At 41.0% G+C, this 22,854-nt stretch carries 20 protein-coding genes; 9 read left to right on the plus strand and 11 right to left on the minus strand.

The annotated features are described in order from the left end of the window. Window positions 1–2: 2 nt before the first annotated feature. The 8 genes from speD to CWC18_RS01880 all read right to left on the minus strand — a co-directional run bounded on the left by speD (window position 3) and on the right by CWC18_RS01880 (window position 7,794). Window positions 3–812, minus strand: coding sequence for an adenosylmethionine decarboxylase (speD, locus tag CWC18_RS01845; protein ID WP_138592442.1), 810 nt, complete (start codon window positions 810–812; stop codon window positions 3–5). A gap of 84 nt (window positions 813–896) precedes the next feature. Then, entirely contained in the window at window positions 897–1,310 is a 414-nt protein-coding gene (locus CWC18_RS01850; protein WP_138592443.1) for an OsmC family protein, read from the minus strand. A gap of 80 nt (window positions 1,311–1,390) precedes the next feature. Continuing rightward, on the minus strand, window positions 1,391–1,726 hold the full coding sequence (locus tag CWC18_RS01855; RefSeq protein ID WP_119860070.1) for a DUF3802 family protein: 336 nt from the start codon (window positions 1,724–1,726) through the stop codon (window positions 1,391–1,393). Window positions 1,727–1,902: 176 nt separating this feature from the next. Beyond that, on the minus strand, window positions 1,903–3,375 hold the full coding sequence (astD, locus tag CWC18_RS01860) for a succinylglutamate-semialdehyde dehydrogenase (RefSeq protein ID WP_138592444.1): 1,473 nt from the start codon (window positions 3,373–3,375) through the stop codon (window positions 1,903–1,905). A 16-nt stretch (window positions 3,376–3,391) separates the two neighbouring features. Next, entirely contained in the window at window positions 3,392–4,408 is a 1,017-nt protein-coding gene (astA, locus tag CWC18_RS01865; protein ID WP_138592445.1) for an arginine N-succinyltransferase, read from the minus strand. A gap of 72 nt (window positions 4,409–4,480) precedes the next feature. Continuing rightward, window positions 4,481–5,692 carry an aspartate aminotransferase family protein gene (locus tag CWC18_RS01870; RefSeq protein WP_138592446.1) on the minus strand — a complete coding sequence of 404 codons (1,212 nt, stop codon included), beginning with the start codon at window positions 5,690–5,692 and terminating at the stop codon, window positions 4,481–4,483. 311 nt (window positions 5,693–6,003) lie between these two features. Further along, window positions 6,004–7,173, minus strand: a complete 1,170-nt coding sequence (locus CWC18_RS01875) for an HDOD domain-containing protein (protein ID WP_138592447.1) — start codon at window positions 7,171–7,173, stop codon at window positions 6,004–6,006. A gap of 39 nt (window positions 7,174–7,212) precedes the next feature. Then, window positions 7,213–7,794, minus strand: coding sequence for an anthranilate synthase component II (locus tag CWC18_RS01880; RefSeq protein WP_138592448.1), 582 nt, complete (start codon window positions 7,792–7,794; stop codon window positions 7,213–7,215). 671 nt (window positions 7,795–8,465) lie between these two features. Here CWC18_RS01880 and CWC18_RS01885 point away from each other — a divergent pair. Further along, the gene (locus CWC18_RS01885; protein WP_138592449.1) at window positions 8,466–9,038 is read left to right on the plus strand and encodes a YceI family protein; all 573 of its coding nucleotides are present in this window, start codon (window positions 8,466–8,468) and stop codon (window positions 9,036–9,038) included. Then, complete coding sequence (locus tag CWC18_RS01890) at window positions 9,022–9,540, plus strand: DUF1285 domain-containing protein (RefSeq protein WP_138592450.1); 519 nt, start codon at window positions 9,022–9,024, stop codon at window positions 9,538–9,540. Before CWC18_RS01885 ends, CWC18_RS01890 begins: the two co-directional genes overlap by 17 nt. Before the next feature lie 35 nt (window positions 9,541–9,575). On the opposite strand, the gene yihA is transcribed toward CWC18_RS01890, so the two are convergent. Next, on the minus strand, window positions 9,576–10,208 hold the full coding sequence (yihA, locus tag CWC18_RS01895) for a ribosome biogenesis GTP-binding protein YihA/YsxC (RefSeq protein ID WP_138592451.1): 633 nt from the start codon (window positions 10,206–10,208) through the stop codon (window positions 9,576–9,578). Between the two features lie 308 nt (window positions 10,209–10,516). Between yihA and CWC18_RS01900 the strand changes: the two genes are divergently transcribed. From CWC18_RS01900 to CWC18_RS01915, 4 genes are all read left to right on the plus strand, one after another. Beyond that, window positions 10,517–11,149 (plus strand): c-type cytochrome, encoded by a 633-nt coding sequence (locus tag CWC18_RS01900; RefSeq protein WP_138592452.1) that lies wholly within the window; start codon window positions 10,517–10,519, stop codon window positions 11,147–11,149. 654 nt (window positions 11,150–11,803) lie between these two features. Then, the gene (locus CWC18_RS01905) at window positions 11,804–12,481 is read left to right on the plus strand and encodes a class I SAM-dependent methyltransferase (RefSeq protein WP_138592453.1); all 678 of its coding nucleotides are present in this window, start codon (window positions 11,804–11,806) and stop codon (window positions 12,479–12,481) included. Then, a complete protein-coding gene (gene yihI, locus CWC18_RS01910; RefSeq protein WP_138592454.1) occupies window positions 12,478–13,059 on the plus strand; it encodes a Der GTPase-activating protein YihI in 582 nt (193 codons plus the stop codon). Before CWC18_RS01905 ends, yihI begins: the two co-directional genes overlap by 4 nt. Continuing rightward, window positions 13,059–13,574, plus strand: coding sequence for a DUF2489 domain-containing protein (locus CWC18_RS01915; protein ID WP_138674608.1), 516 nt, complete (start codon window positions 13,059–13,061; stop codon window positions 13,572–13,574). Before yihI ends, CWC18_RS01915 begins: the two co-directional genes overlap by 1 nt. A gap of 74 nt (window positions 13,575–13,648) precedes the next feature. Here the strand turns inward: CWC18_RS01915 and polA are convergent, their stop codons facing one another. Continuing rightward, a complete protein-coding gene (gene polA / locus CWC18_RS01920) occupies window positions 13,649–16,396 on the minus strand; it encodes a DNA polymerase I (protein ID WP_138592456.1) in 2,748 nt (915 codons plus the stop codon). A gap of 432 nt (window positions 16,397–16,828) precedes the next feature. Between polA and elbB the strand changes: the two genes are divergently transcribed. From elbB to CWC18_RS01935, 3 genes are all read left to right on the plus strand, one after another. Then, window positions 16,829–17,479: an isoprenoid biosynthesis glyoxalase ElbB gene (elbB, locus tag CWC18_RS01925; RefSeq protein ID WP_138592457.1), complete on the plus strand. Its 651-nt coding sequence runs from the start codon at window positions 16,829–16,831 to the stop codon at window positions 17,477–17,479. 177 nt (window positions 17,480–17,656) lie between these two features. Next, window positions 17,657–18,046, plus strand: coding sequence for a c-type cytochrome (locus tag CWC18_RS01930; protein WP_138592458.1), 390 nt, complete (start codon window positions 17,657–17,659; stop codon window positions 18,044–18,046). A gap of 153 nt (window positions 18,047–18,199) precedes the next feature. Next, entirely contained in the window at window positions 18,200–20,776 is a 2,577-nt protein-coding gene (locus tag CWC18_RS01935; RefSeq protein ID WP_138674609.1) for a bifunctional diguanylate cyclase/phosphodiesterase, read from the plus strand. On the opposite strand, the gene rep is transcribed toward CWC18_RS01935, so the two are convergent. After that, a complete protein-coding gene (gene rep / locus CWC18_RS01940; RefSeq protein WP_138674610.1) occupies window positions 20,765–22,780 on the minus strand; it encodes a DNA helicase Rep in 2,016 nt (671 codons plus the stop codon). The two genes, CWC18_RS01935 and rep, sit on opposite strands and share 12 nt — an antisense overlap. Between the last annotated feature and the right edge of the window lie 74 nt (window positions 22,781–22,854).

The following is a 22,854-nucleotide window of genomic DNA, read 5'->3' on the forward strand; positions in this document are numbered from 1 at the left end:
GCTTATTCTACGTCAGGTAAGTTACGACCATAAAATACTTCTTGAATTTCACGGTTCAAACGAGTGCGGATCTCTCCTTCTTCTTCACTGCTTAAATCATCGGTCGTAATACCAAACAAATACGTATTAAGATCGGTTTCTTTGAGCATCATTTTGGTGTGAAAGAGGTTCTCTTGATATACGTTCACATCGACCATTTGGTATGCCTCTTTGGTATCTTCGCTCATGTAATTTTGAATTGAGTGAATCGCATGATCAATGTAATGCTTCACACCACTGATATCTCGAGTAAAACCGCGTACACGATAATCAATAGTAACCACATCAGACTCTAAAGAGTGAATTAAAAAGTTCAGCGCTTTTAGTGGTGAAATAACACCACAGGTCGACACTTCAATATCCGCTCTAAACGTGCATATGCCGTCATTTGGGTGCGCTTCTGGGTAAGTATGCACACAGATGTGACTTTTATCTAAATGCGCGACCACAGATTCAGGTAAAGGTCCGGGTGTTTCATTGCTATCGAAAGTCTGCTGCTCTACTGGCTCTTCCGAAACCAATATAGTTACACTGGCCCCTTGAGGATCATAATCTTGGCGAGCTATATTCAGCACATTCGCACCAATAATATCTACGACGTCTTTTAAAATATCAGTTAATCGATCAGCACTATATTGCTCATCAATATACTCTAAATATTCTTTACGCTGTTGCTCTGTTTTAGCATAACAAATATCGTAAATACTAAAGCTTAAACTCTTAGTTAAGTTGTTAAAGCCATGGAGTTTAATTTTATCAAAGGGCTTGTTCACGATAGACAACCTATAAACTGTAAATCTGCGATGCAGAACGAAAAGTTCGCGGATTTTATACGAAAATTGGACTGTGAAAAAGTGTTATTTTACATCGCTTGCTATGACTTCATGGCTATGCGTAATTTCTACTGCTTTATCAAGCATTAACGCAACAGAACAATACTTTTCAGCTGACAATTGAACCGCCCTAGCCAAGTGTTTCTCTGATACATTAGTGCCCGTTACCACAAAGTGTAGATTCATTTTCGTAAATACTCTAGGTGCAGACTCTGCGCGCTCACTGGTCAACTTTACTTCAACGTTTTCGATTTGTTGTTTTGCTTTTCTTAGAATACTCACCACATCAACAGAAGAACAACAACCCGCAGACATTAACACCATCTCCATTGGGCTGGGTGCTGCGCTGTCTGAGCCCGTATCAAACACCACATTATGTCCTGATTCTGAACGTCCGATAAACGTATCGCCTTCTACCCACTTAACACTTGCTTGCATACTACTACCTCGTTATAAAGCATAACACCGCCCTACAGGCGGTGTTATAAAAATTATGTGCTGCTAGTTACAGCGTCTGCTTAAACAGCTGAATCGAACAAGTTCTTCACTAATCCAGCAAACTCTTCGATGAATGCATTTTGTTCTTGCGTCACGCGCTGATCGGTAACACTAGATAGCACTTCTTGTAAGTCATATACAATGCCATCTACTTCACGCACAATCAAGCTACGCTGCTCTGTCGTTAACTCTGTGTGTTGTTCACAAATACGGATCACATTTTCAGCAATCACATCTTCGATCAGCTCCATCACCGTTGGTGCACTAGGAATAATTTCTCCTGGCTTTTCAAATAAGGCTAAATTTTGCGTTAAGTACATGACTAGTTCATCATACCCGTGCTTATCTAACACCATACTTTGCTCACCTGATTCTATCAAAGATATCTCCTATTGATTTAAGCAGAAACTTACGTCTATTGCTACTTTTGTAGCGTCGACAAGGACAAAAAAGCAGCCGAAGCTGCTTTTTATCACTCTAAAGACTTGGATAATACGGTAATTTATTCCGCCAACCAAGCTTACCAGTACCTTTAATCGATATTTAAGCCTGGGCTCAAAGTACCTGGCAGAGAAACCTTTTCAAGCTCCACTGAAGCAACAGGGTATGCACAGTAATCAGCGGCATAATATGCACTTGCTCTGTGGTTACCCGATGCACCAATACCACCAAATGGAGCTGCGCTTGAAGCACCCGTAATTGGGCGGTTCCAATTCACAATACCAGCACGAATACGACGTAAGAAATAGTCATAATCAGCTTCGCTATCGCTTAGAAGGCCAGCTGATAAACCAAAGCTTGTATCATTTGCTTGTTCTATTGCGGCATCAAAGTCATCAAAACGGAATACTTTCAGTAATGGACCAAAATGCTCGTCATCTGGGAAATCAATAACCTTAGAGCACTCTAAAATTCCCGGCGTTACAAAACCAGTCCCTTCAGTATGCGTTAGCTCAATGAGTGCTTCTGCACCCAAATCAAGTAACTGTTGTTGCGCTGCAACCATACCAGAAGCTGCCTGTGATGAGATCATCGACCCCATGAAAGGCTGATCAGCTGCATCAAAGTTACCCACTTTAATGGCTTTAGTTGCACGAATAAGGTGTGCCAATATTTCATCACCTTGCGCACCTGTTGGTAAAAATAACTTACGCGCACACGTACAGCGTTGACCACTAGAGATAAATGCAGACTGAATAATGTCGTGCACAACCGCTTTTGTGTCTGTCGCATCTTTAACGATTAATGGATTATTTCCACCCATTTCTAACGCTAAGATTTTACCTGGCTGACCTGCGTATTGCTCATGCAAAATATGCCCCGTACGTGAAGAACCAGTAAAGAACAAACCATCTATCCCTTTATGAGATGCTAATGCTTTACCTGTTTCCACTTCACCTTGTACTAGGTTGATCACACCGGCCGGTAAACCCGCTTCTAACCAAAACTTGAGTGTTAACTCTGCAACGTGCGGTGTTAACTCTGACGGTTTAAAAATCACCGTGTTACCTGCTAGTAGCGCGGGTACTATGTGGCCATTAGGTAAATGACCTGGGAAGTTGTAAGGTCCAAATACAGCCACTACACCATGTGCTTTATGGCGGATAACAGCACGCCCTACTGGCATGGCGTTTTCGACTGTGCCCGTTCTTTCCTGATATGCTTTCTCAGAAATAGCAATTTTACCTACCATGGCACCCGCTTCAGTGCGCGTTTCCCATAATGGTTTGCCCGTTTCTTGTGCTATCGCAACAGCAAGCTCTTCACTATTTGCTTTAAGTATTTCAGCAAAACGCTTTACGATGACCAAACGCTCTGAAAAGTCTAAATCACTCCAGCTAAAGAATGCTTGACGTGCAGAATTAACCGCTGTGTCTACTTGTGCTGCTGACGCAGCATTAGCAGTCCATATCACGTCGTTATTAGCTGGATTTACTGAATTAAATTCACCACCTAGACCAGCTACCCATTCGCCATTAATTAATTGAGCAGGATGTGTTGTCATAATTAGTCCCTACAAATTAGAGTGTTGCGATGCTGACTGTGTCACCATCAACGATGTTTAGTGCATTAGCAACGTCAGCCCCAATGATAACTTCATTGCTGTCGCTATCAATATGAAGATCTGCAATCGTTGCGCGATATCCGGCTAGTTTATCATTGGCAATCATCACAGGGAAACCACCTGTGTAACTTCCAACCTTAACTACCTTTTGCTGCGAACCTCGCACAGTACGAATATTGTCGACTTTTGCTTCAACAGTGGGTCCGGCGTCAAAAATATCCACGTAACCATTAAAAGTGAAGCCTTCACTTTTCAATAATTCAATGGCTGGGCGAGTATTATCATGTACTTGGCCTATCACCTCTTGAGCAGCTTTACTCAATAGGTTGACATAAATAGGGTACTTAGGCATTAACTCTGCAATAAAAACTTTTTGCCCTATGCCGGTTAAATAATCAGCTGTTGGGAAATCCATTGAAAAGAAATGCTCCTCTAGCCACTGCCAAAATGGGCTTTGTCCAGAGTCGTCAGATACGCCACGCATTTCAGCAATCACGGTATCGGCAAATCGTTTTTGATGCTGTTTTATAAACATAAAACGTGATTTAGATAACAGCTTACCATTTAAGCCTTTACGATAATCACCTTTTAAAAACAAAGTACATAATTCTGTTGCACCTGTGTAATCGTTACAAAGCGTCAAAATATCCACTGCTTTATAGACATCAAGCGTACGTGAAGAGTGGATCACCTTACTCAAATGATAATGATAAAAAGCATCATCGAGACCAACCGCAGCTTCAATCGCACTAGTCCCTACAACTTCTCCGGTTTCACTATCTTCAAGGACAAACAAATACCCTTCATCAGAAGGCACATCCGTTTGCTTTTCAAATGACGCCTCTGAGCGCGTAATTTTTTTCTGCAAAAGCTCTTCATTAATAGGTAATGAAGTAAAACCATGCCCAGATTCATGAGCAATGTTTAAAAGCGCTGGATAGTCGCTTTTTTGGATTGGGCGAAGGATCATCATGAGCCCGCTTACTCCTCAAATAAAAACACGTGACATTAAACTGGGGCCAAATATAGTCGGCCCCAATAAGAATTAGGCGTTATTAGCAACAACACTGGCTACCGCTTTTTCAAAGCGTGCCATACCTTCGCGGATGTCCGTTTCAGGAATAACAAGTGATGGCGTGAAACGCACCACATCGGCACCTGCAACTAATGACATAACGCCTTCTTGCGTTGCAGCCACTAAAAATTCTTTAGCACGACCTTTATATTGCTCTGACACTACGCCACCTAGCAATAGACCTTTACCACGAATTTCACTGAACACGTTATACTTATCGTTTATTGCAGTTAATAGTTCACGGAATAGTAACTCTTTGGCTTTAACACCATTTAATACTTCTTCGGTATTAACAGTATCAAATGCAGCTTCAGCAACAGCACATGCTAATGGGTTACCGCCGTAAGTCGAACCGTGTGTACCAATTTTCAGGTGCTTTGCAATATCTGCTGTCGTTATCATTGCACCAATTGGGAAACCACCGCCTAACGCTTTAGCCGTTGTTAAAATATCCGGTGTCACATCTAAACCTTGGTATGCGTATAAATCGCCTGTACGGCCCACACCCGTTTGCACTTCATCAAAAATTAGTAACGCATTGTGCTTAGAACACAGGTCACGTACACCTTTTACAAAATCAACATTAGGAGACACAATACCGCCTTCACCTTGCAAAGGTTCCATCATAACCGCACAAGTGTTATCTGAAATAAGCGCTTCGAATGCTGCCAAATCATTGTAGTCACAATGTGCAATATCACCAGGTTTAGGACCAAAGCCATCTGAGTATGCAGCTTGACCACCCACTGTTACCGTGAAGAAAGTACGGCCATGGAAACCTTTATTAAATGAGATAATTTGTGACTTGTGTTCACCATGATTATCAAGTGCAAAGCGACGAGCTAACTTTAATGCTGCTTCATTTGCTTCAGCACCTGAGTTTGCGAAATACACTTTATCTGCAAATGTCGCATTTACCAGCTTTTTAGCTAAACGCAGTGATGGTTCATTGGTCATCACGTTAGACAAATGCCAAATTTTTTCGCCTTGCTCTTTCAGCGCACTCACCAAAGCAGGATGACAATGGCCTAAACAATTTACCGCAATACCACCGGCAAAGTCGATGAACTCACGTCCGTCTTGATCCCACACTCGAGAGCCTTCGCCTTTCACTGGAATAACAGCTGATGGGGCGTAATTAGGTACCATTACTTGGTCAAATAGTTCACGATTAATAGTCATTTCTTTTCCTCATTTGGTTGAGTACAGCACGCTATATTGTGGATTAAAAAGCAAGAAACCTCATAGCTAATGTGCTCAAAAATCATCACATGGTGCAAAATTCATTCGGTTATTATTCCAGAAAAACAGGCAAAAGTCTCTTATAAGACTTACGCACAGACCCTATTATGCAAGGGGCTGGGGTAAACTTTCATCGTCAGTGAATAACTATCTACCGGAAAGTTTAACGATCCTATAAGCTATAACGTCATCGTAGGGAGTAGGCAAAAATCAGGCATGAATGAATAGTCGTAAAAAACTTTGCTTAATTTTTATAAAATTGTCAGTTGCAGGCTCTGAAAAGCACATTTAGCCAGTATTTTTTGCTCTTCTTGCGACAGGCCCAAATGCAAAAACCACACTTGGGCTTCATCTGGTTCAATAAGCTGGCTATCCTTTAATGATAAATATTGCGCGTAGCCATGCGCTTTACGTACAACCTCTGTCAGAGGTAAAGGGTCTGTGACATTCTTTGTAGTCGTCGGTAAATAGCCAGCTGTAAATTCTTCCATAGTGGCATGAAAGGGCAAATATCGAAATGCCATCTTTTCAATTAGCGTACGCGATAGAGTGGGCGCGCGTTCTAACAATAGGTGCCTTAAAAATAAAGGGTCAGGACCCAGTTCCAGTAAAGCTGTGTGTAAATCTTTATGACTTTTATCGCGCGCAATACGTACTTTTTCTTGCCAAACCTTTTCAAAAGTATGTAGATATAGTCGCGTAAGTGCAATCTTCCCAGCATCAACAAGCATCCCCAATGTAAACGCATGCTGCTCTTTAACACCATATAAAGGTGCAAGTTCCTTTGCTGCAATCGCCGTTGACATACTCATATCACGTAATTTGCGCTTTAACAGAGGGAAAGGTTCTGTTGAATGCGGCATCCAATGGCGCATAGCAAACGTTGGGATCACCATCTGTAAGTTTTCTAGCCCCAAATATCTGAGCGCTAAAGCAGGCGTATCTACTTTGATTGCAGTGCCCTTTTGCTTGCGGTATTGAGGTAAATTAACCAATGATACTAAATCTCGCCCCAACCAAGGTAAATCGTTAACTAATGGCTCTAAGCGGCCAATGGATGCTGACTTTACGGCTAATAAGTCGAGTATCGTAGGCACAGAATCTTGAATGCCAACGACTTCATGATAAATATTATCAATATCGGCGATTTGTGATTCAATTGAAGACTCAATTATTTGGTGTAAGTGAATGCTCGCTTTTGCAATATACTTATGATGACTTGTGCTGGTTTGCTGACGTTTTTCCGCAGCCGCAATTTCCACCTCTAGCATGGTGCGTTGTGCTATTTTCTCGCCATAATTAATTTCAAGCGTATGAATATAGCCAATTTGCTGCTGAGCAAAGTTATGGCTAATCAATAAATCATGTGCTCGTTCCGCAAGAGCTTGAGCAATTCTTACCTGCTTAGTGTCTTCAGTCATATATGGATAATTTTGCTTTTAGCATGCTAAATTTATAGCTTAGAATCGCCCGAGAAAGTTATCAAGTAATGCTAAACCTTCTTCAGTCAAAATCGCTTCTGGGTGAAACTGTACCCCTTCCAGTGCCAAATCATGATGAGATAGGCCCATGATTTCATCTACCTCATTATAGTCATCTACTGTCCATGCAGTGACTTTAAGCATGTCAGGTAATGTGGATTTATCAACAATTAATGAATGATATCGGCACACCGTTAATGGATCTGGAAGCCCAGCAAACACCCCTTCATCACCATGGCGTATGACGCTGGTTTTGCCATGCATCACTTGACGCGCTCGGCGCACTGTAGCCCCCAATGCTTGTGCAATGCTCTGATGTCCTAAACATATGCCCAAAATGGGATACACCCCTTTGAGCTGCTCAACAACACTGAGCGATATCCCAGCCTCATCAGGTGTACAAGGGCCAGGGGACAACACAATATGCTTTGGATTTAACGCTTTGATCTCTGCAATAGATAATTCATCATTGCGCTTGACTAACACCTCTTGGTCTAAACGCTGAAAATACTGCACCAAGTTGTATGTAAATGAATCATAGTTATCTATCATCAACAGCATTCAGTTATTACTCTTTCAATCATTTTTCTGTTCTTTATTAGAAGGTGTATCGTTAAAAATATATTTATCAAACCTGTTGCAACACAATGACCTCGCCTAGCTTGGCAAACCTACACTATGATTATCATTCATGACGACATGAACGCCAACCCGCTTCTACTATTACCCTGGCGTATTTTAAAGCATTATCAGTATTGATGTAACAATTTTAAGCAATGCTCCCCGTTAGTTTCATGTCAAAAAGTGTAAAATAGCCAATATAACCCAGTCGAAAACCTACCACATTACAATAAGATCAAAACAGGAACACCCTTTAATAATGAGCCACACAGGCTACCAACGTAAAAAAACAGTTAAAAAAAACAACTGAATGTATATTAAATATAAATTTGGCCCGAAATTTGCTGAAAGCATTTATTTCTATTGCACTATTTGTTAGAGTGCGCGCGTCCTCATCCTGTAGGACATCCTGTTGATGATGTATCTCTCGCAAGAGGATACACCGTATTAATAGCTTCTCCCCAGATTGCTATACCGGCTCACTGCTATTGGTGGGCCGTGTTTTTCTGCTACATTTATGACATACCATAGGTTTTTTAACGACTTTACACACTCTCTCCATCCTTGCATGATAGTATGGTTCTTTCCTCTTTATGAAATAGGACATCATAGTGTTAAAACCTTTACTGATCGCACTGAGCATATTCTCTACTAATGCATTCGCTACATGGCAACTGGATAATAGCAAAAGCGACTTAAGCTTTACGTCTATTAAAAAAGCACAAATCGCTGAAAATCATCACTTTGATAAACTCGAAGGCCAGATTGATAAGGAAGGTACATTACAAGTTAGCATCGACCTGAGCAGTGTAGAATCGATGATCCCTATTCGTAATCAACGTATGCAAACGATGCTTTTTGAAGTCGCAAAATTTCCAAAAGCCCATGTCAGTGCCGATGTGTCAACACACTTAATGTCATTGAAAAATGGCACACAGCAGCTAAAAAATGTAAAAGCGACTTTAGACTTACATGGTCAGCAGCAAACGTTCATCATGGATTTGGTTGTTAATAAACACAAAAACCAGCTACAAGTAAGCCCTGTACGTACAATATTAATTAATGCTGCCTCACATGAGCTGACTCAAGGCATTGAAGCGCTTAGAAAAGTAGCTGGGTTAGATCGCATCGCGACCACTGTTCCTGTCACATTTAGCCTGGTCTTTAATGCACACACTAAATGATCTAATTGCGGCGCTAACAACGCCGCATGCGCCCACCGAACAGTGGCATTCAGGCACCTGTGGATTAATAGACATTTCGATTGATAGCCAAGCCAAGTGGTACCACCATGGCAGCGAGATCACACGTATTGGCCTACTTAAGCTTTTTGCATCGGTATTAAACTACACTAATGGCACCTATACCCTTACCACACCTTCTGAACAGTGTGAGATTAACGTGCAAGATGCGCCATTTTTAATTACCGCTTGGCACACACACCCTGTAGATATCGGTTCGGTCATTATTTGTGAAGATAACTTAGGACGCCATTGGCCACTCTGTGAACAATTCCCGCTAGAAATCAAAGAATATCAAGGGCAACCAGTACCTTATTTGGTGCTGTCTCATGGTCTCACAGCGAGAATACAGCGAAATGTTTACTATCAATGGGCTGAAGTTGCTGAGCAAGATATACAGGGGGCCTATCTTCTCTCAGCAAATAAAAAGTACTATTTAACTTAACGTAACGGCGCGCGCCGAGACCACTAAGATCATGCTTAGTCTTGTATTAGCTCTTCTTTTACAAATGGCCCCAAATACCAATCATCTAACTTCCAGCCTAATTCATTCAAGCCAATCCCTTTTAGAGATGAAAATGCATGCACCGTAATATCGGCATCAAGTTCAGCCAGCTTTCGGCGCACTTGTAGCACTTCAGCTTTACGCTTACCTTGTTTTAACTTATCGGCTTTAGTGAGTAACGCAAGGATTGGAATTTTGCTATCAACAGCCCAATTGATCAGATCCATATCTAAATCTTTTAGAGGATGGCGTATATCCATTAATACTACCAATCCCTTTAAGCTTTTACGCTTTTGTAAGTACTCACCCAAAGAACGCTGCCACTTTTTCTTCATTTCGATAGGCACCTTAGCAAACCCATAGCCAGGTAAATCAATTAAACGCTTCTGCTCATCAAGCTCAAAAGTGTTTATTAACTGCGTCCGTCCAGGGGTTTTACTCGTGCGCGCTAATTTTTGATCCGTTAATGCATTTAGTGCACTAGACTTACCCGCATTAGAGCGACCAGCAAAAGCTACTTCAATACCTTCATCTAAAGGCAGCTTTGAAATATCAGGGGCACTGGTAATAAAACTAGCAGTGTTATATTTAATACGAGATTTGAGCACGCGCTCTCCTACAAAAACAAAATAGCAATGACTTCTATAGTTTATATCAGATAGTCGCTACGCAAAAGTAAACATTTAGTGTTGGGGCATGATAAAAACCGTCATTTCGTGCCGCACAAACTTAATCTAAGTCAAAACCTCATAATTTATAGGTCTAATATGAGTAGAAAACGTGCCAGAGAATTCAATATCGTGTAGAATATGAAAATTGCAATGTAAAGATAGAGTTTGTTTACTCAAGCTACACGAAAAGTACTTTTCGAGTCGCCTGAGTTTTGGATTACAGGGTCGGAAACAGAGAATTTACCATGAAAAAAATAGCATTAACTTTAACAGTGTTGCTTGGTACGTTGTCAGCAAGCAACGCAACAGCATTTGATGGCGACGCCGAAGCGGGTAAAGCAAAGTCTGCAACATGTGCAGCGTGTCACGGCCCAGATGGCAATGCACCTGTTAATATTTATCCAAAAATTGCGGGCCAGCACGCCGATTATATCTATAAGCAATTAAAGGAATTTAAACTTGGTATGACATCAGGTGGTAGTGAAGGTCGTATGGATCCTGTCATGAGTGGAATGGCTATGCCATTATCAGATCAAGACATGAAAGACCTAGCTGCGTACTTCGCCACTTTAAACATGAGTGCAGGTACAACGCCAGAAGATGTCATTGAAGTGGGGCAAAAACTATATCGCGCAGGTGATGCAGAACGAGGCATTCCGTCATGTGCCGCGTGTCATGGCCCTCGTGGTAATGGTACATCACTTGCAAAATTCCCGAAGATTTCATTCCAACATCCAGAATATATCAAAGCACAGCTTGAAAAGTTCCGTGATGGTAGTCGTAACAACGACATGAATGGCATGATGGGCGATATTGCGAAAAAGCTCACAGATAAAGACATCGAAGTTTTATCAAAATACTTGGGTGGCTTGCACTAATCAGTGGCGACTAAAGTTATATTCAACACTTTGATGTACTAATAAAAAATAGTATTTGTGTAAAAAAGGTAGCCAACGGCTACCTTTTTTGATTTCTGCCACTCTACGATATATCTCAAAAACCTTGTAAGACATTTGCCATACAACCTTGTGCGCTTTAACTTATTTTCATTCTGTTATTTTTTGTAAATTATTGTAATTAAATAATTTTAATCTTACCCATATAAACAAGAGTAAGAATTTTGTTATTAATTAGTTGTAACTAATTCAATAAAGCGTAGATTAATTGCTGTCGCCAAGGCAAAACAATAAAAGGGACAAGTCGATAAGGAAGCGTAGGTGACAATATTGATATCGGATGGATATCACCATAAAGGAAATAACAATAAAGCGTCAAAGAAGACCGACAATAACAAATGCATGGAAGTTTAATAATAAAAACAATATGGAAAGAAGCAAGGAAGTAAAAATAAAAACAAAACGGATGACAACATAATAAAAATAACAAAGACTTGAATAGTCGAAGGGAGAAGTGTCCAGATTGTGACGCTCAGATTAGCAGACGGTAGAGAGTCATCTCTACCGTCTTTTTATTTATGGATTGTTTGATTACTGTTACAATACCCATCCTAATTTATTTCCAAGAGTTTTTTCGTGCAGCCGGTCTCTAATTGCAACTTATGCGCATCGAGTAATGTGAGCCACTATTATAGTGATAAACGCCGTGATTACTGGCAGTGTTCACAGTGCGATTTAGTTTTTGTCGACGCGCACCAACACATCAGTGCAGCACAAGAAAAAGCAATTTACGATAGTCACGAAAATGCCTTAGAGGATCTAGGCTATAGACATTTTTTATCACGTGTAAGTGAACCGTTACTCCCTCGGCTCAAACCAACAAGCAACGGATTAGACTTTGGCTGTGGGCCTGGGCCACTACTGGCTAAAATGTTCACCGAAGCAGGCCATAAGATGGCTGTGTATGACCTATACTACGCAAACGATATGTCTGTATTCAACGACGCATACGATTTTATTACATGCACTGAGGTCATTGAGCACCTAGCACACCCCCAGCAAATATTAACACAGCTATTCACCCTATTAAAAAGTGGTGCACCACTGGCAGTCATGACCAAATTGGTTATTGACGTGGATCGTTTCGCAAATTGGCACTATAAAAATGATATGACCCATATCTCATTTTTTAGCCGTAAGACATTTAAATATATCGCAGCACACTATCGCTGCGAGCTCGAATTTATTGGCAGTGATGTCATTATCCTAACTAAACCTATCGCGCCAAAGGCGTTGAGTGAAGAAATACTATGACCAGAGAGAAAAAGAACCGTAAAGTAGCGCCGAGCAATGGGCCGGCTAGATTGAGCAAAGATAAACTACGTGAATTGCGTGCTCTTAAAGAACAGCGTATTAAAAAGCATAAAGGTGCCAAGCCAGGATCCCGTAATGCTCAAGAAGCGAAAATAGAGACTACAAGTTCTGAAGCCAATAAAAACAGAGATAAGCGTATCGGTAGTAAAAAGCCCATTGCACTTACATCAGAACACGTAAAACCAGCGATAGAAGAACCTAAGTTACAACGCCATCTAGCGCCGCAAGTTGAGTTAAAGAAAGTCAAAGATACTTTAACACCTGAGCAAGAGCTAAATCAGCTAGAAAACGATGAACGCTTAATGGCCTTATTAGACCGTCATGAGCGAGGTGAATTACTCACAGGTAAAGATGCAAAGTTCTTCAACCGTTCAATAGCACGTCACCAGCAGCTTTGTGAAATGTTAGGTATCGATGATGAATTTGAAGAACAAGAAGTCATTGAAGATGATCCATTATCATCATTGATGAGTAATGACCTAGCCGATGAATGGCTAGATGATGACGAGGAAAAGTAATGGCATTAACTTGGGTGATCGCGATAATAATAGGTGCAGCCATTATCGCCGGTTTATCTTTTTACGCGGGTAAACTGCTCTGGCAATTAAAAGCACAAAAAGCACAAATTGAAAAAAAGCAGGTTGAGCAACAAGCAAAGCTTAAAGAGGCACGTCAAACACGTAATGCAAAGCTTGCAGATAGTATTAACCTGATTGCACGCGCAATGAAAGAAAAGCAGTGTGAGTACTCTGAGGGCTGCTTAAGAATATGGGTACTTATCTCACAGTATAGCTTTGATAAAGAAGTTTCATTATCAGACACCTATCCTGGGGTATATCAGATGTATGAAGAGGTAAAAGATATGCCAACCCATGAGAGTCGTAAAAAGTATTCAAAAAAAGAAATTTTTAAAATGGATAAACAGCGGTGGCGTGCAGAAGAACGTCTTGAAAATGCCATAATGACTGATTGTGAAAAGCTCGCTAGTGAATTCCAAGCACTGCCAAGCAGTCAGAATGTGGTTTTTCAATAATCACAGCAAAACACACTAACAAAAAAACCGATAGTAGCTGAACTACTATCGGTTTTTTCTTTTAAGACGACAAATTAATGTGCTTGTTCCCAGTTTTTACCATGATCTGCTTCAACAATTAAAGGCACATCTAAAGACACTGCATCAGACATCAATTCACAAATTTTATTGCTAAGCTCCGCAACTTTGTCAGCAGAGATCTCAAATACCAATTCATCGTGTACCTGCATAAGCAGCTGAATATCATCACGTGATTGTGTTTGTAGCCAAGCTGATACATCTAACATAGCCTTTTTAATAATATCGGCCGCGGTGCCTTGCATTGGCGCATTTATCGCTGCGCGTTCTGCAGCTTTGCGTCGTGCGCCATTTCGTGCGCTGATATCAGGTAAATGTAAACGACGACCGAATAAAGTTTCAACATAGCCTTTATCTGCAGCCGCTTCACGCGTACGTTCCATATACTCAAGCACCCCGGGGAATCGTTCGAAATACTTATCCATATAATGTTGCGCTTCATTGCGAGGAATATCCAATTGTCGCGCTAAACCAAACGCACTCATGCCATAAATAAGTCCAAAGTTAACGGCTTTAGCTTTACGACGCATATCAGAGGTTACATCGTCTAATTCAACTGAAAAAACTTCCGACGCAGTGGCACTGTGCACATCCTTACCTTGCTCAAAGGCATTTAATAACCCTTTGTCTTGAGATAAATGCGCCATAATGCGCAGTTCTATTTGACTATAGTCCGCTGCCAAAATAACTTTATCTGTTTGGGTCACAAATGCTTGTCGAATGCGACGACCTGACTCATTTCGAATAGGGATATTCTGTAAATTCGGATCACTGGAGCTTAAGCGCCCAGTCGCAGTCACAGCTTGGTGATAAGAGGTGTGTACGCGACCTGTCTGTTCATTTACCAACTTAGGTAATTTATCAGTATAAGTTGACTTTAACTTTGCTAAACCACGGTGCTCTATTATCAGTTTTGGTAACGGATAATCATGAGCAAGTTCTTGCAATACTTCTTCGGCAGTAGACGGCGCACCTTTTGGCGTTTTCTTAATAATTGGTAAGCCTTGCTTTTCAAACAATATCGCCTGTAACTGCTTTGTTGAGCTTAGATTAAACTCTTCACCTGCCAACTCAAATGCTGACTTTTCGATTTCAGTCAGTCTCGCAGCAATCTCAACACTTTGATGTGCCAACATACCACTGTCTATTTGCACACCAGTACGCTCTATATCAGACAATACGCTCAACAAAGGCAGCTCAATGTCGTTAAAAACTGATAGCAATGTCGCATGCTCTTCTAACAGTGGCCACAAATGTAAATGCAGTCTCAATGTAATATCTGCATCTTCTGCTGCATACGGCCCGGCTTTGTCTAACTCAATTTGGTTAAAAGTCAGCTGAGACTTGCCTTTTCCTGCAATTTCTTCAAAAGAGATATTTTTATGGCCTAAATATTTTAGTGCTAGCGAGTCCATATCATGGCGTGTGCCAACACTGTTTAAAACATAAGACTCCAGCATGGTGTCATAGGCAATACCATTAAGTTCAAGACCCGCTCTAGCTAGAACACTTTTATCGTACTTTAAATTTTGACCAACTTTTTTAATACTGCTGTCAGCTAATATTTCACCCATTTTTTCAAAAACCATCGCTTTGTCGAGCTGCTCTGGCGCACCCATATAGTCATGTGCAATAGGTAAATATGCCGCTTCACCAGGCTCTACCGCAAAGCTCATACCGACGAGATCCGCTTGCATATAATCCAGACTCGTGGTTTCTGTATCAAATGCGACTAACTCTGCAGACTTGAGTTTGTCTAACCATACATCAAACTGTGCTTGCGTTAAGATCGTTTCATAATTTGCTTCAATCGCTGGTACTGACGGCGTAGGAACCGATTGATTTATTACAGGTGCTGCAGTGCCATCTAATAGATCCGCTAACCAACGTTTAAACTCACACTCAGCAAACAACTCGATTAAACGATCTTTATTTGTCTCAGTGATAGCAAAAGTATTTAAATCTTGCTCTACTTCCACATCTAATTTGATCGTTGCTAATTCATATGACAGTGTTAATTGAGCTTTATGCTCTTCCAGCTTTTTCGCCATGGTTTTTGAACCACGAAAGCCTAAACCAGCTATTTGATCTAGGTTAGCATATAAATTATCAATAGAACCCAAGCCTTGTAGCATCGCTAAGGCTGTTTTCTCGCCCACCCCAGGGACGCCTGGAATATTATCGACCTTGTCTCCCATCAACGCTAAATAATCAATGATCAATTCAGGTGCAACACCAAACTTATCGACGACACCTTGGGGATCCAAAATGGTGTCGGTCATGGTATTGATCAGCGTCACATGATCATCAACCAATTGAGCCATGTCTTTATCGCCTGTGCTGATCAGTACATGACGCTTTTGCCCTGATGCAATTTTAGCAAAAGTACCAATCACATCATCGGCTTCAACCCCGCTAATACAAACCAAGGGTAAGCCCATAGCTTTAATAATTTCGTGAATTGGTTCAATTTGCGTGCGCAGATCATCAGGCATTGGCGGACGATTTGCTTTATATTCGCTGTACATTTCATTTCTGAATGTTGGGCCTTTCGCGTCAAAAACAACCACCATGTGACTTGGGCTATATTGCTTCAACAAGCTTTTCAGCATGTTTATCACGCCATATATGGCCCCTGTCGCTTCCCCTCTAGAATTCGTTAAGTGTGGCGGTGAATGATAAGCACGAAAGAGGTAAGACGAGCCATCAACCAAGATCAAAGGATTTTCTGGGATCTGAGACATAATAAGGAGGATCCTAAATGAGCTTCAATAAAAACATCATAAGCATGCCATATGGCTAACTATAAGACGAGGAGTAATACACAGGTAATTTGTCATTGATTTATAGAGTAAACTGTGGATAACTTTGTAGATAAACACAGAAATTCGCAACCGACATAAATTAAAACGCCGCCCGTAAAACTTAAGTATTTGATAATAAAAAGAGAATACAAGTTCTTTTTTATTCTTATTAATTGATAAAATGTGGAAAAAATTTCTGTGTTGCAAAAATATTAGAACACTCCGTTCAAAAATCAAGCTGTTATTTTCAAGCGGGAGGGTATACTACCACAAACGATCTCAGATCACAGAAGATCCTTTATAATATTTTTATCTGTCGCTACACTACTCCAAGCATAAGCCCCTTATTATTTGACTAAACGAGACTATCTCATGAAAAAAATTGCGATCATTATCAGTGGTTGTGGTGTATTCGATGGTGCAGAAATCCACGAAACCGTCTTAACCATGCTTCACATAGAACAACTTGGTGCTCAATACCAATGTTTTGCACCCGATCAAACCCAGCATCATGTTATCAATCACCTTACTGGCGAAGAACAACAAGACTCACGTAATATATTAACTGAAGCTGCGCGTATCGCTCGTGGTGACATTCACGACTTAGCCACTCTTAACGTTGATGAGTTTGACGCACTGGTTGTTCCTGGAGGTTTTGGCGTCGCGAAAAACCTCAGTGACTTTGCTTTCAGAGGCGCAGACTCTAAAATATTAGACACCTTTAAAGAAACTTGCCAAAGTTTTTCTATACAAAAAAAACCCATTGCATATTTGTGTATTGCGCCTGCTTTAATAGGCCATATTCACCCCCGTGGAACCGTTGCTACAATTGGTAATGATACGGATACAGCCACTGCCGCTGAGGCACTCGGCATAAAACACGAGGCATGTTCTGCAACCAATATTGTCGTAGACTCCCAGAACAAAGTGGTGAGTACACCTGCTTATATGTTAGCTAATTCAATCTCAGAAGCGTCCCATGGCATTGCCAAAGCAATTCAGCAACTGATTGATATGACCTAACGTCACACATATAAAATAGATCAATCATGTGCTTTATTGCGACAGCGCAAGAAAATGACTTTTTTGTCGTGATATAAGTAAGTTTACGTTTTATAAATGAGTAGGTGGCGTTATAATTGCTAAAAATTCCGTCATCTATCGTGATTGATCACGTCACAACCGAAGTGAGCAAGACAAATGAAAAAACTTTCAGCAGCACTTTTACTGCTATCTACAACAGCAATAGCGCAACCTTACGACAATACTTTAACTGAAGAAGCAATTAAAAAACGCTTAGCTCCAGTTGGAACTGTGTATTTAGCTGGTGCAACACCTGTTGAAGTTGTCCCAAGTGGCCCTCGCTCTGGTGAGCAAGTTTATCAAGCTGCATGCTTTGCCTGTCACGGTACTGGCGCGCTTGGCGCACCAAAAACAACTGATGAATGGGCAACACGATTAACAAAAGGGCGCGATGTGTTGATCGATCATGCTATCAACGGTTTTAATGCAATGCCTCCACGTGGTACGTGCATGGACTGTTCTGATGAAGAAATTACAGCTGCCATTGATTTCATGACAGCAAAATAATTTTTTGAGCTGAGGCTCCTTAGATCTTCAGCTCTTTCCTTGTTTGCTTTCATTCTTCAAAATTTATCATGAAGATTGCCTTGACCCCTGTTGATAAAAATGAAAATATACGGTTAATATTCGTGCAAATAATAATAACTTTGGGTTAAATCATTGGAAGATCCCGCAGCACTACTGCGCAAGCTTACTCGTAAAAACCAAAAACTCGAGTCCTTGTTAAGAAAGTACAAACAAAACAACCACTTACAACATGCTCTTATTCTATTATCTGAGCAAGCAAGTACGGTTGCTGAATTAACGCTGCTCTACCCAGCTATTCACGATATTCTTGTTCAACATCTTCCCTGCAAAAGTTTTTATGTTGTTCTGCAAAACCAATTTTCTCAAGCACTTGAATTATCTTATTTTGTAGATGAAAAAGATGGTATTGCTGTGCCGTTACATGAAGCGCACCATTTTTCACAAGGTGTAACTGGACACGTGTTTAGAGAAGGAAAAACACTCTATTTAACACTCGATGAAATGCGCAAGCAAGCCGAATTGGGGATATTTAAAGCGCTGGGTAGTCCCGCTGAACACTGGGTTGGGGTCCCTATTTATCGTGAAAAGACCATTATTGGCGTCATGGTATCTCAAAGCTATCAAAAAGAGCAAAGCTATAGTGAACAACAAATTGAGCTGCTCGAAGTGATGTCACTCTATTTGGCGACGGCAATAGAGCGAGTAAAAAAACGAGAATTACTTGAATCAGAAGTGAAAATTCGTACTCGTGCTTTAATGCAAAGCAACGAAGCGTTAAATAAAGAAATTGATCAAAGAAAGCGCGCATTAGAGCGGCAACAGATCCTCTTTAAGATCTCTGAATTAGCGACACAATTCAACGATATTGACGAGGTCTATCAGCAAGTTCATCATATCATCCGTTCAATCACATTTTCCGATAACCTATTTATTGCCCTATATGATAAAAATACAGGATGGCTCAGCTTTCCTTATTGTGTTGATGAAGTCTCTGATTATAAACCTCGACCTTTCGCCAAAGGGTATAGCGAGTTAGTCATTAGTACCGAGCAGAGCCAGCTTATTGATATTGAAAGAGCACAGGCTTTGGTAAATAATCAGATTGTGGTGCGATCTAAACACTATAACCTTCAAAAGTTCGCAACTAGCTGGATGGGCGCACCACTTAAGACCGCAAATGGAGTAATAGGGCTCATCGCATGCCAAGCATATGATCATAACTATGAATTTAATTATGACGATATGGAACTCATTTCATTTGTGTCAAACCAAATCGCCTCTGTTTTACAAACCCATTTAGCAAATCAAGCACTCAAAGCCAGCCATTCGCAACTAGAGCATCGAGTTGCAGAAAAAACCAAAGCACTACAACAGTCCAATATGCACTTACACATGCAAATTGAAGAGCGAAAAAAGATTGAACAACAGCTATATCATGACGCACATCATGACTCACTCACCAGCTTACCCAATCGTAGCCTTTTCCTGACCCAATTAGAAAAAACACTGAAACAGTTTCAACGCTATCCGGAACACAACTTTGCCGTGCTTTTTATTGATCTTGATAAATTCAAACGGATCAATGATGAGCTCGGTCATCAAGCGGGTGATCAGTTTTTAATTTGGGTTGCACAAGCTTTTTCTGAGTGCATACGCGAACATGATTTACTGGCCAGACTAGCTGGGGACGAGTTTGTTATTTTGCTCGATCATTTAAGTGATCGACAGCAAGCGGAAGATGTGGCTAAACGTATTATCAAAGTGATGCAACAGCCCTTCTGTATGAAAGGAGTATGTATGCAAAGTGGTGCCAGTATAGGTATCACCTACAGCAATAAACACTACCATAACACAGATGAAATTATTCGTGATGCTGATGCCGCCATGTACTATGCAAAAAATGCAGGGAGAGGTCGCTATGAGTTTTATCACCCATTATTGACAGTCGGCACAGGTAATCATAAAACACCGGAGTATCATCATTTAAGTGCACTACCAACCCATTTTAGAGGCACCGATATCAGTGATTTAACACTCGTCAGTGATGACATAACCATGCTAGAAGCATTTGGTGAGCACCCGGTTTTAGGCAGTACTAGTTTTGATATATTGAAAAAATTTGCGGCCGAGAAAGCAGAGCATATAGCCATCGAATTGCAGTTGTTAGAACAAGCACTGCAATTAGCGAGTGTACCGGGGAAGGATTTATTACTTGCCTGCTCCACAATTTTATTAGAACAACAAGTCTTTACGCAATTATGTGAAAAGTTAGCCAATCAACCTCACTCGCTGTGCTTACTGTTTGAGGAAACGGACATTCGCTATGCCTCGAATCAACAGCAAGAAAATCTAAACGAACTTACCAATCTGGGCTATACAATTGGTATCAATGACTTTGCTAAAGACCGATGCGATCTGACACTACTCAGTAAAATCCCCTTTACTTATGTGTTACTAAGCTCAACTTTTAGCAAAAGGGTACTACAGCAGACCAGTTACGAAGCACAGTTAAAAGGCATATTAGCCGTCACACAACTACAGGATATGCAGATCATTGCCAAAGGACCTGCTATTTTAAACTTTAGGAGTTTACTTGAAAGTCATGGCCTAACGCGATTCTTTGGCAAACAGCACAATATAAATCAAATACAGACCACACATATTTCAGAGCGGGGTACCCGCTCTGAGTCAGAAAAACTAACGTTTTAACATTGCCCTTAAGTTAGCAACTCGTGCTTGACCTTGTTCCATGCGCTCATTTTGAGACGCAACCGTTTTCTTTTTCCCCTCATATTGTAAATCGTCTTGCGGCAGCTCTAATACAAAGCGACTTAACTCTGGGGTAGACACATCGCCAAACTGACGACGGTTTTTCGCATAGGTCATTGTTAATGTTTCTTGTGCTCGAGTTATTCCCACATAAGCCAAACGACGCTCTTCTTCTACATTCTCTTCATCGATGCTAGTCTGATGCGGTAGAAAACCTTCTTCCATCCCCACCATAAACACATGAGGGTATTCCAACCCTTTCGATGCATGTAACGTCAGTAGTTGAACCGCGTCACTGTCATCTTCTTCTTCGTTGCGTTCCAACATATCCCGTAATGTGAGCTTACTTACTACCTCTGGTAATGTCATCGGCGGGTTATCCACATCACCAGTTAACATATCTGTGATCCATTTATACAGCTCAGAGACATTTTTCATCCGCATTTCAGCGGCTTTCGGGCTTGGTGAAGACTCATATAAATACGCTTCATAATTAATTTCACGTACCATATCTTTAACCGCCTCCAATGTATCTCCCCGAACAGCTCGATATGATAGCTCAACAACCCAACGGGCAAAGCCCATCAATGCATTGTAACCCCGTCCAGCTAAACGCTGTGTCAGCTCTGGGTCAAAACAAGCTGCAAATAAGCCAATATGGCGCTCGTTGGCCAAACTACCTAACTTCTCTAACGTCACAGGGCCTATTTCTCTACGTGGAGTATTCACGACACGAAGGAATGCATTATCATCATCTTGATTCACCAATAACCGTAAGTAAGCCATAATGTCTTTAATCTCGCTGCGTGAGAAGAACGACATACCGCCACTAATTTTATAAGGAATACGATTGCTCATCAGGGACTTTTCAAACACCCGAGCCTGATGATTACCGCGATACAAAATAGCATAATCACGATAACTGGTGCGTTTCATGAATTTATGCGAGATAATTTCTGCTACCACACGCTCAGCTTCATGCTCTTCATCTCGGGTAGCAATCACACGAATGGGCTCTCCCATCTCTAACTCACTAAACAGCTGCTTTTCAAATTCATGCGGATTATTTGCGATCAGAATATTGGCAGCTTTTAGCACCCGTTTCACACTGCGATAGTTTTGTTCCAACTTAATGAGTCTTAAACCCGGAAAGTCTTTAGAAAGTAGAACTAAGTTTTGTGGTTTTGCGCCTCGCCATGAGTAAATGGACTGGTCGTCATCCCCTACTACAGTAAACCGAGCGCGCTCCCCAACTAACAACTTAACCAGTTGGTATTGGCTGGTATTGGTATCTTGATATTCGTCTACCAATAAATAACGAAAACGACTTTGCCAACGTTCCTTTACGGCTGCATTTTGGCCCAATAAAAGGGTTGGGATCATAATTAAATCATCAAAGTCTAATGCATTATAAGCCCGTAATTGAATTTGATACCGGGCATAAAGCTGAGCAAATAACGCTTTTTGCGGCTCCCGTGCGTCTTGTATTGCCCGCTCAGGTAAAATAAGCTCATTTTTCCAATTACCAATCTGCATTTTCAGCAAGTTAAGTAAATCTTTGTCTTTTTCTAACTCTTTTTCTGTTAGGTCACTTAATAGCTGGTTGGTATCTTGATCGTCCAGTAATGAAAAGCCTGGCTTGTAACCCAAAGTTTTAAGTTCTTTTTTGATTACCTCTAAGCCCAGCGTGTGAAATGTAGAAACCCATAGCCCTTTAGACTCTTTTTTTCCGAGGGTCTGTAGTACCCGTTCTCGCATTTCTTTTGCAGCTTTATTGGTAAATGTCACCGCCGCAATATTTTTAGCCTGATATTCACACTCTTGGACTAAATACGCGATTTTATTCGTTATCACACGAGTTTTACCTGATCCTGCTCCAGCCAAGACCAAACATGGGCCACTTATATATTTTACTGCTTCGTCTTGTTTTGGATTCAGTTTCATTATCGTGCTTATTAATTACCATCAATGACCGCATTTTAACGTAAACCGTACTATGCGCCTAGCCGCTATACTCA

The sequence above is a fragment of the Pseudoalteromonas aurantia genome (assembly GCF_005886875.1).
Lineage (GTDB): Bacteria > Pseudomonadota > Gammaproteobacteria > Enterobacterales > Alteromonadaceae > Pseudoalteromonas > Pseudoalteromonas aurantia_A.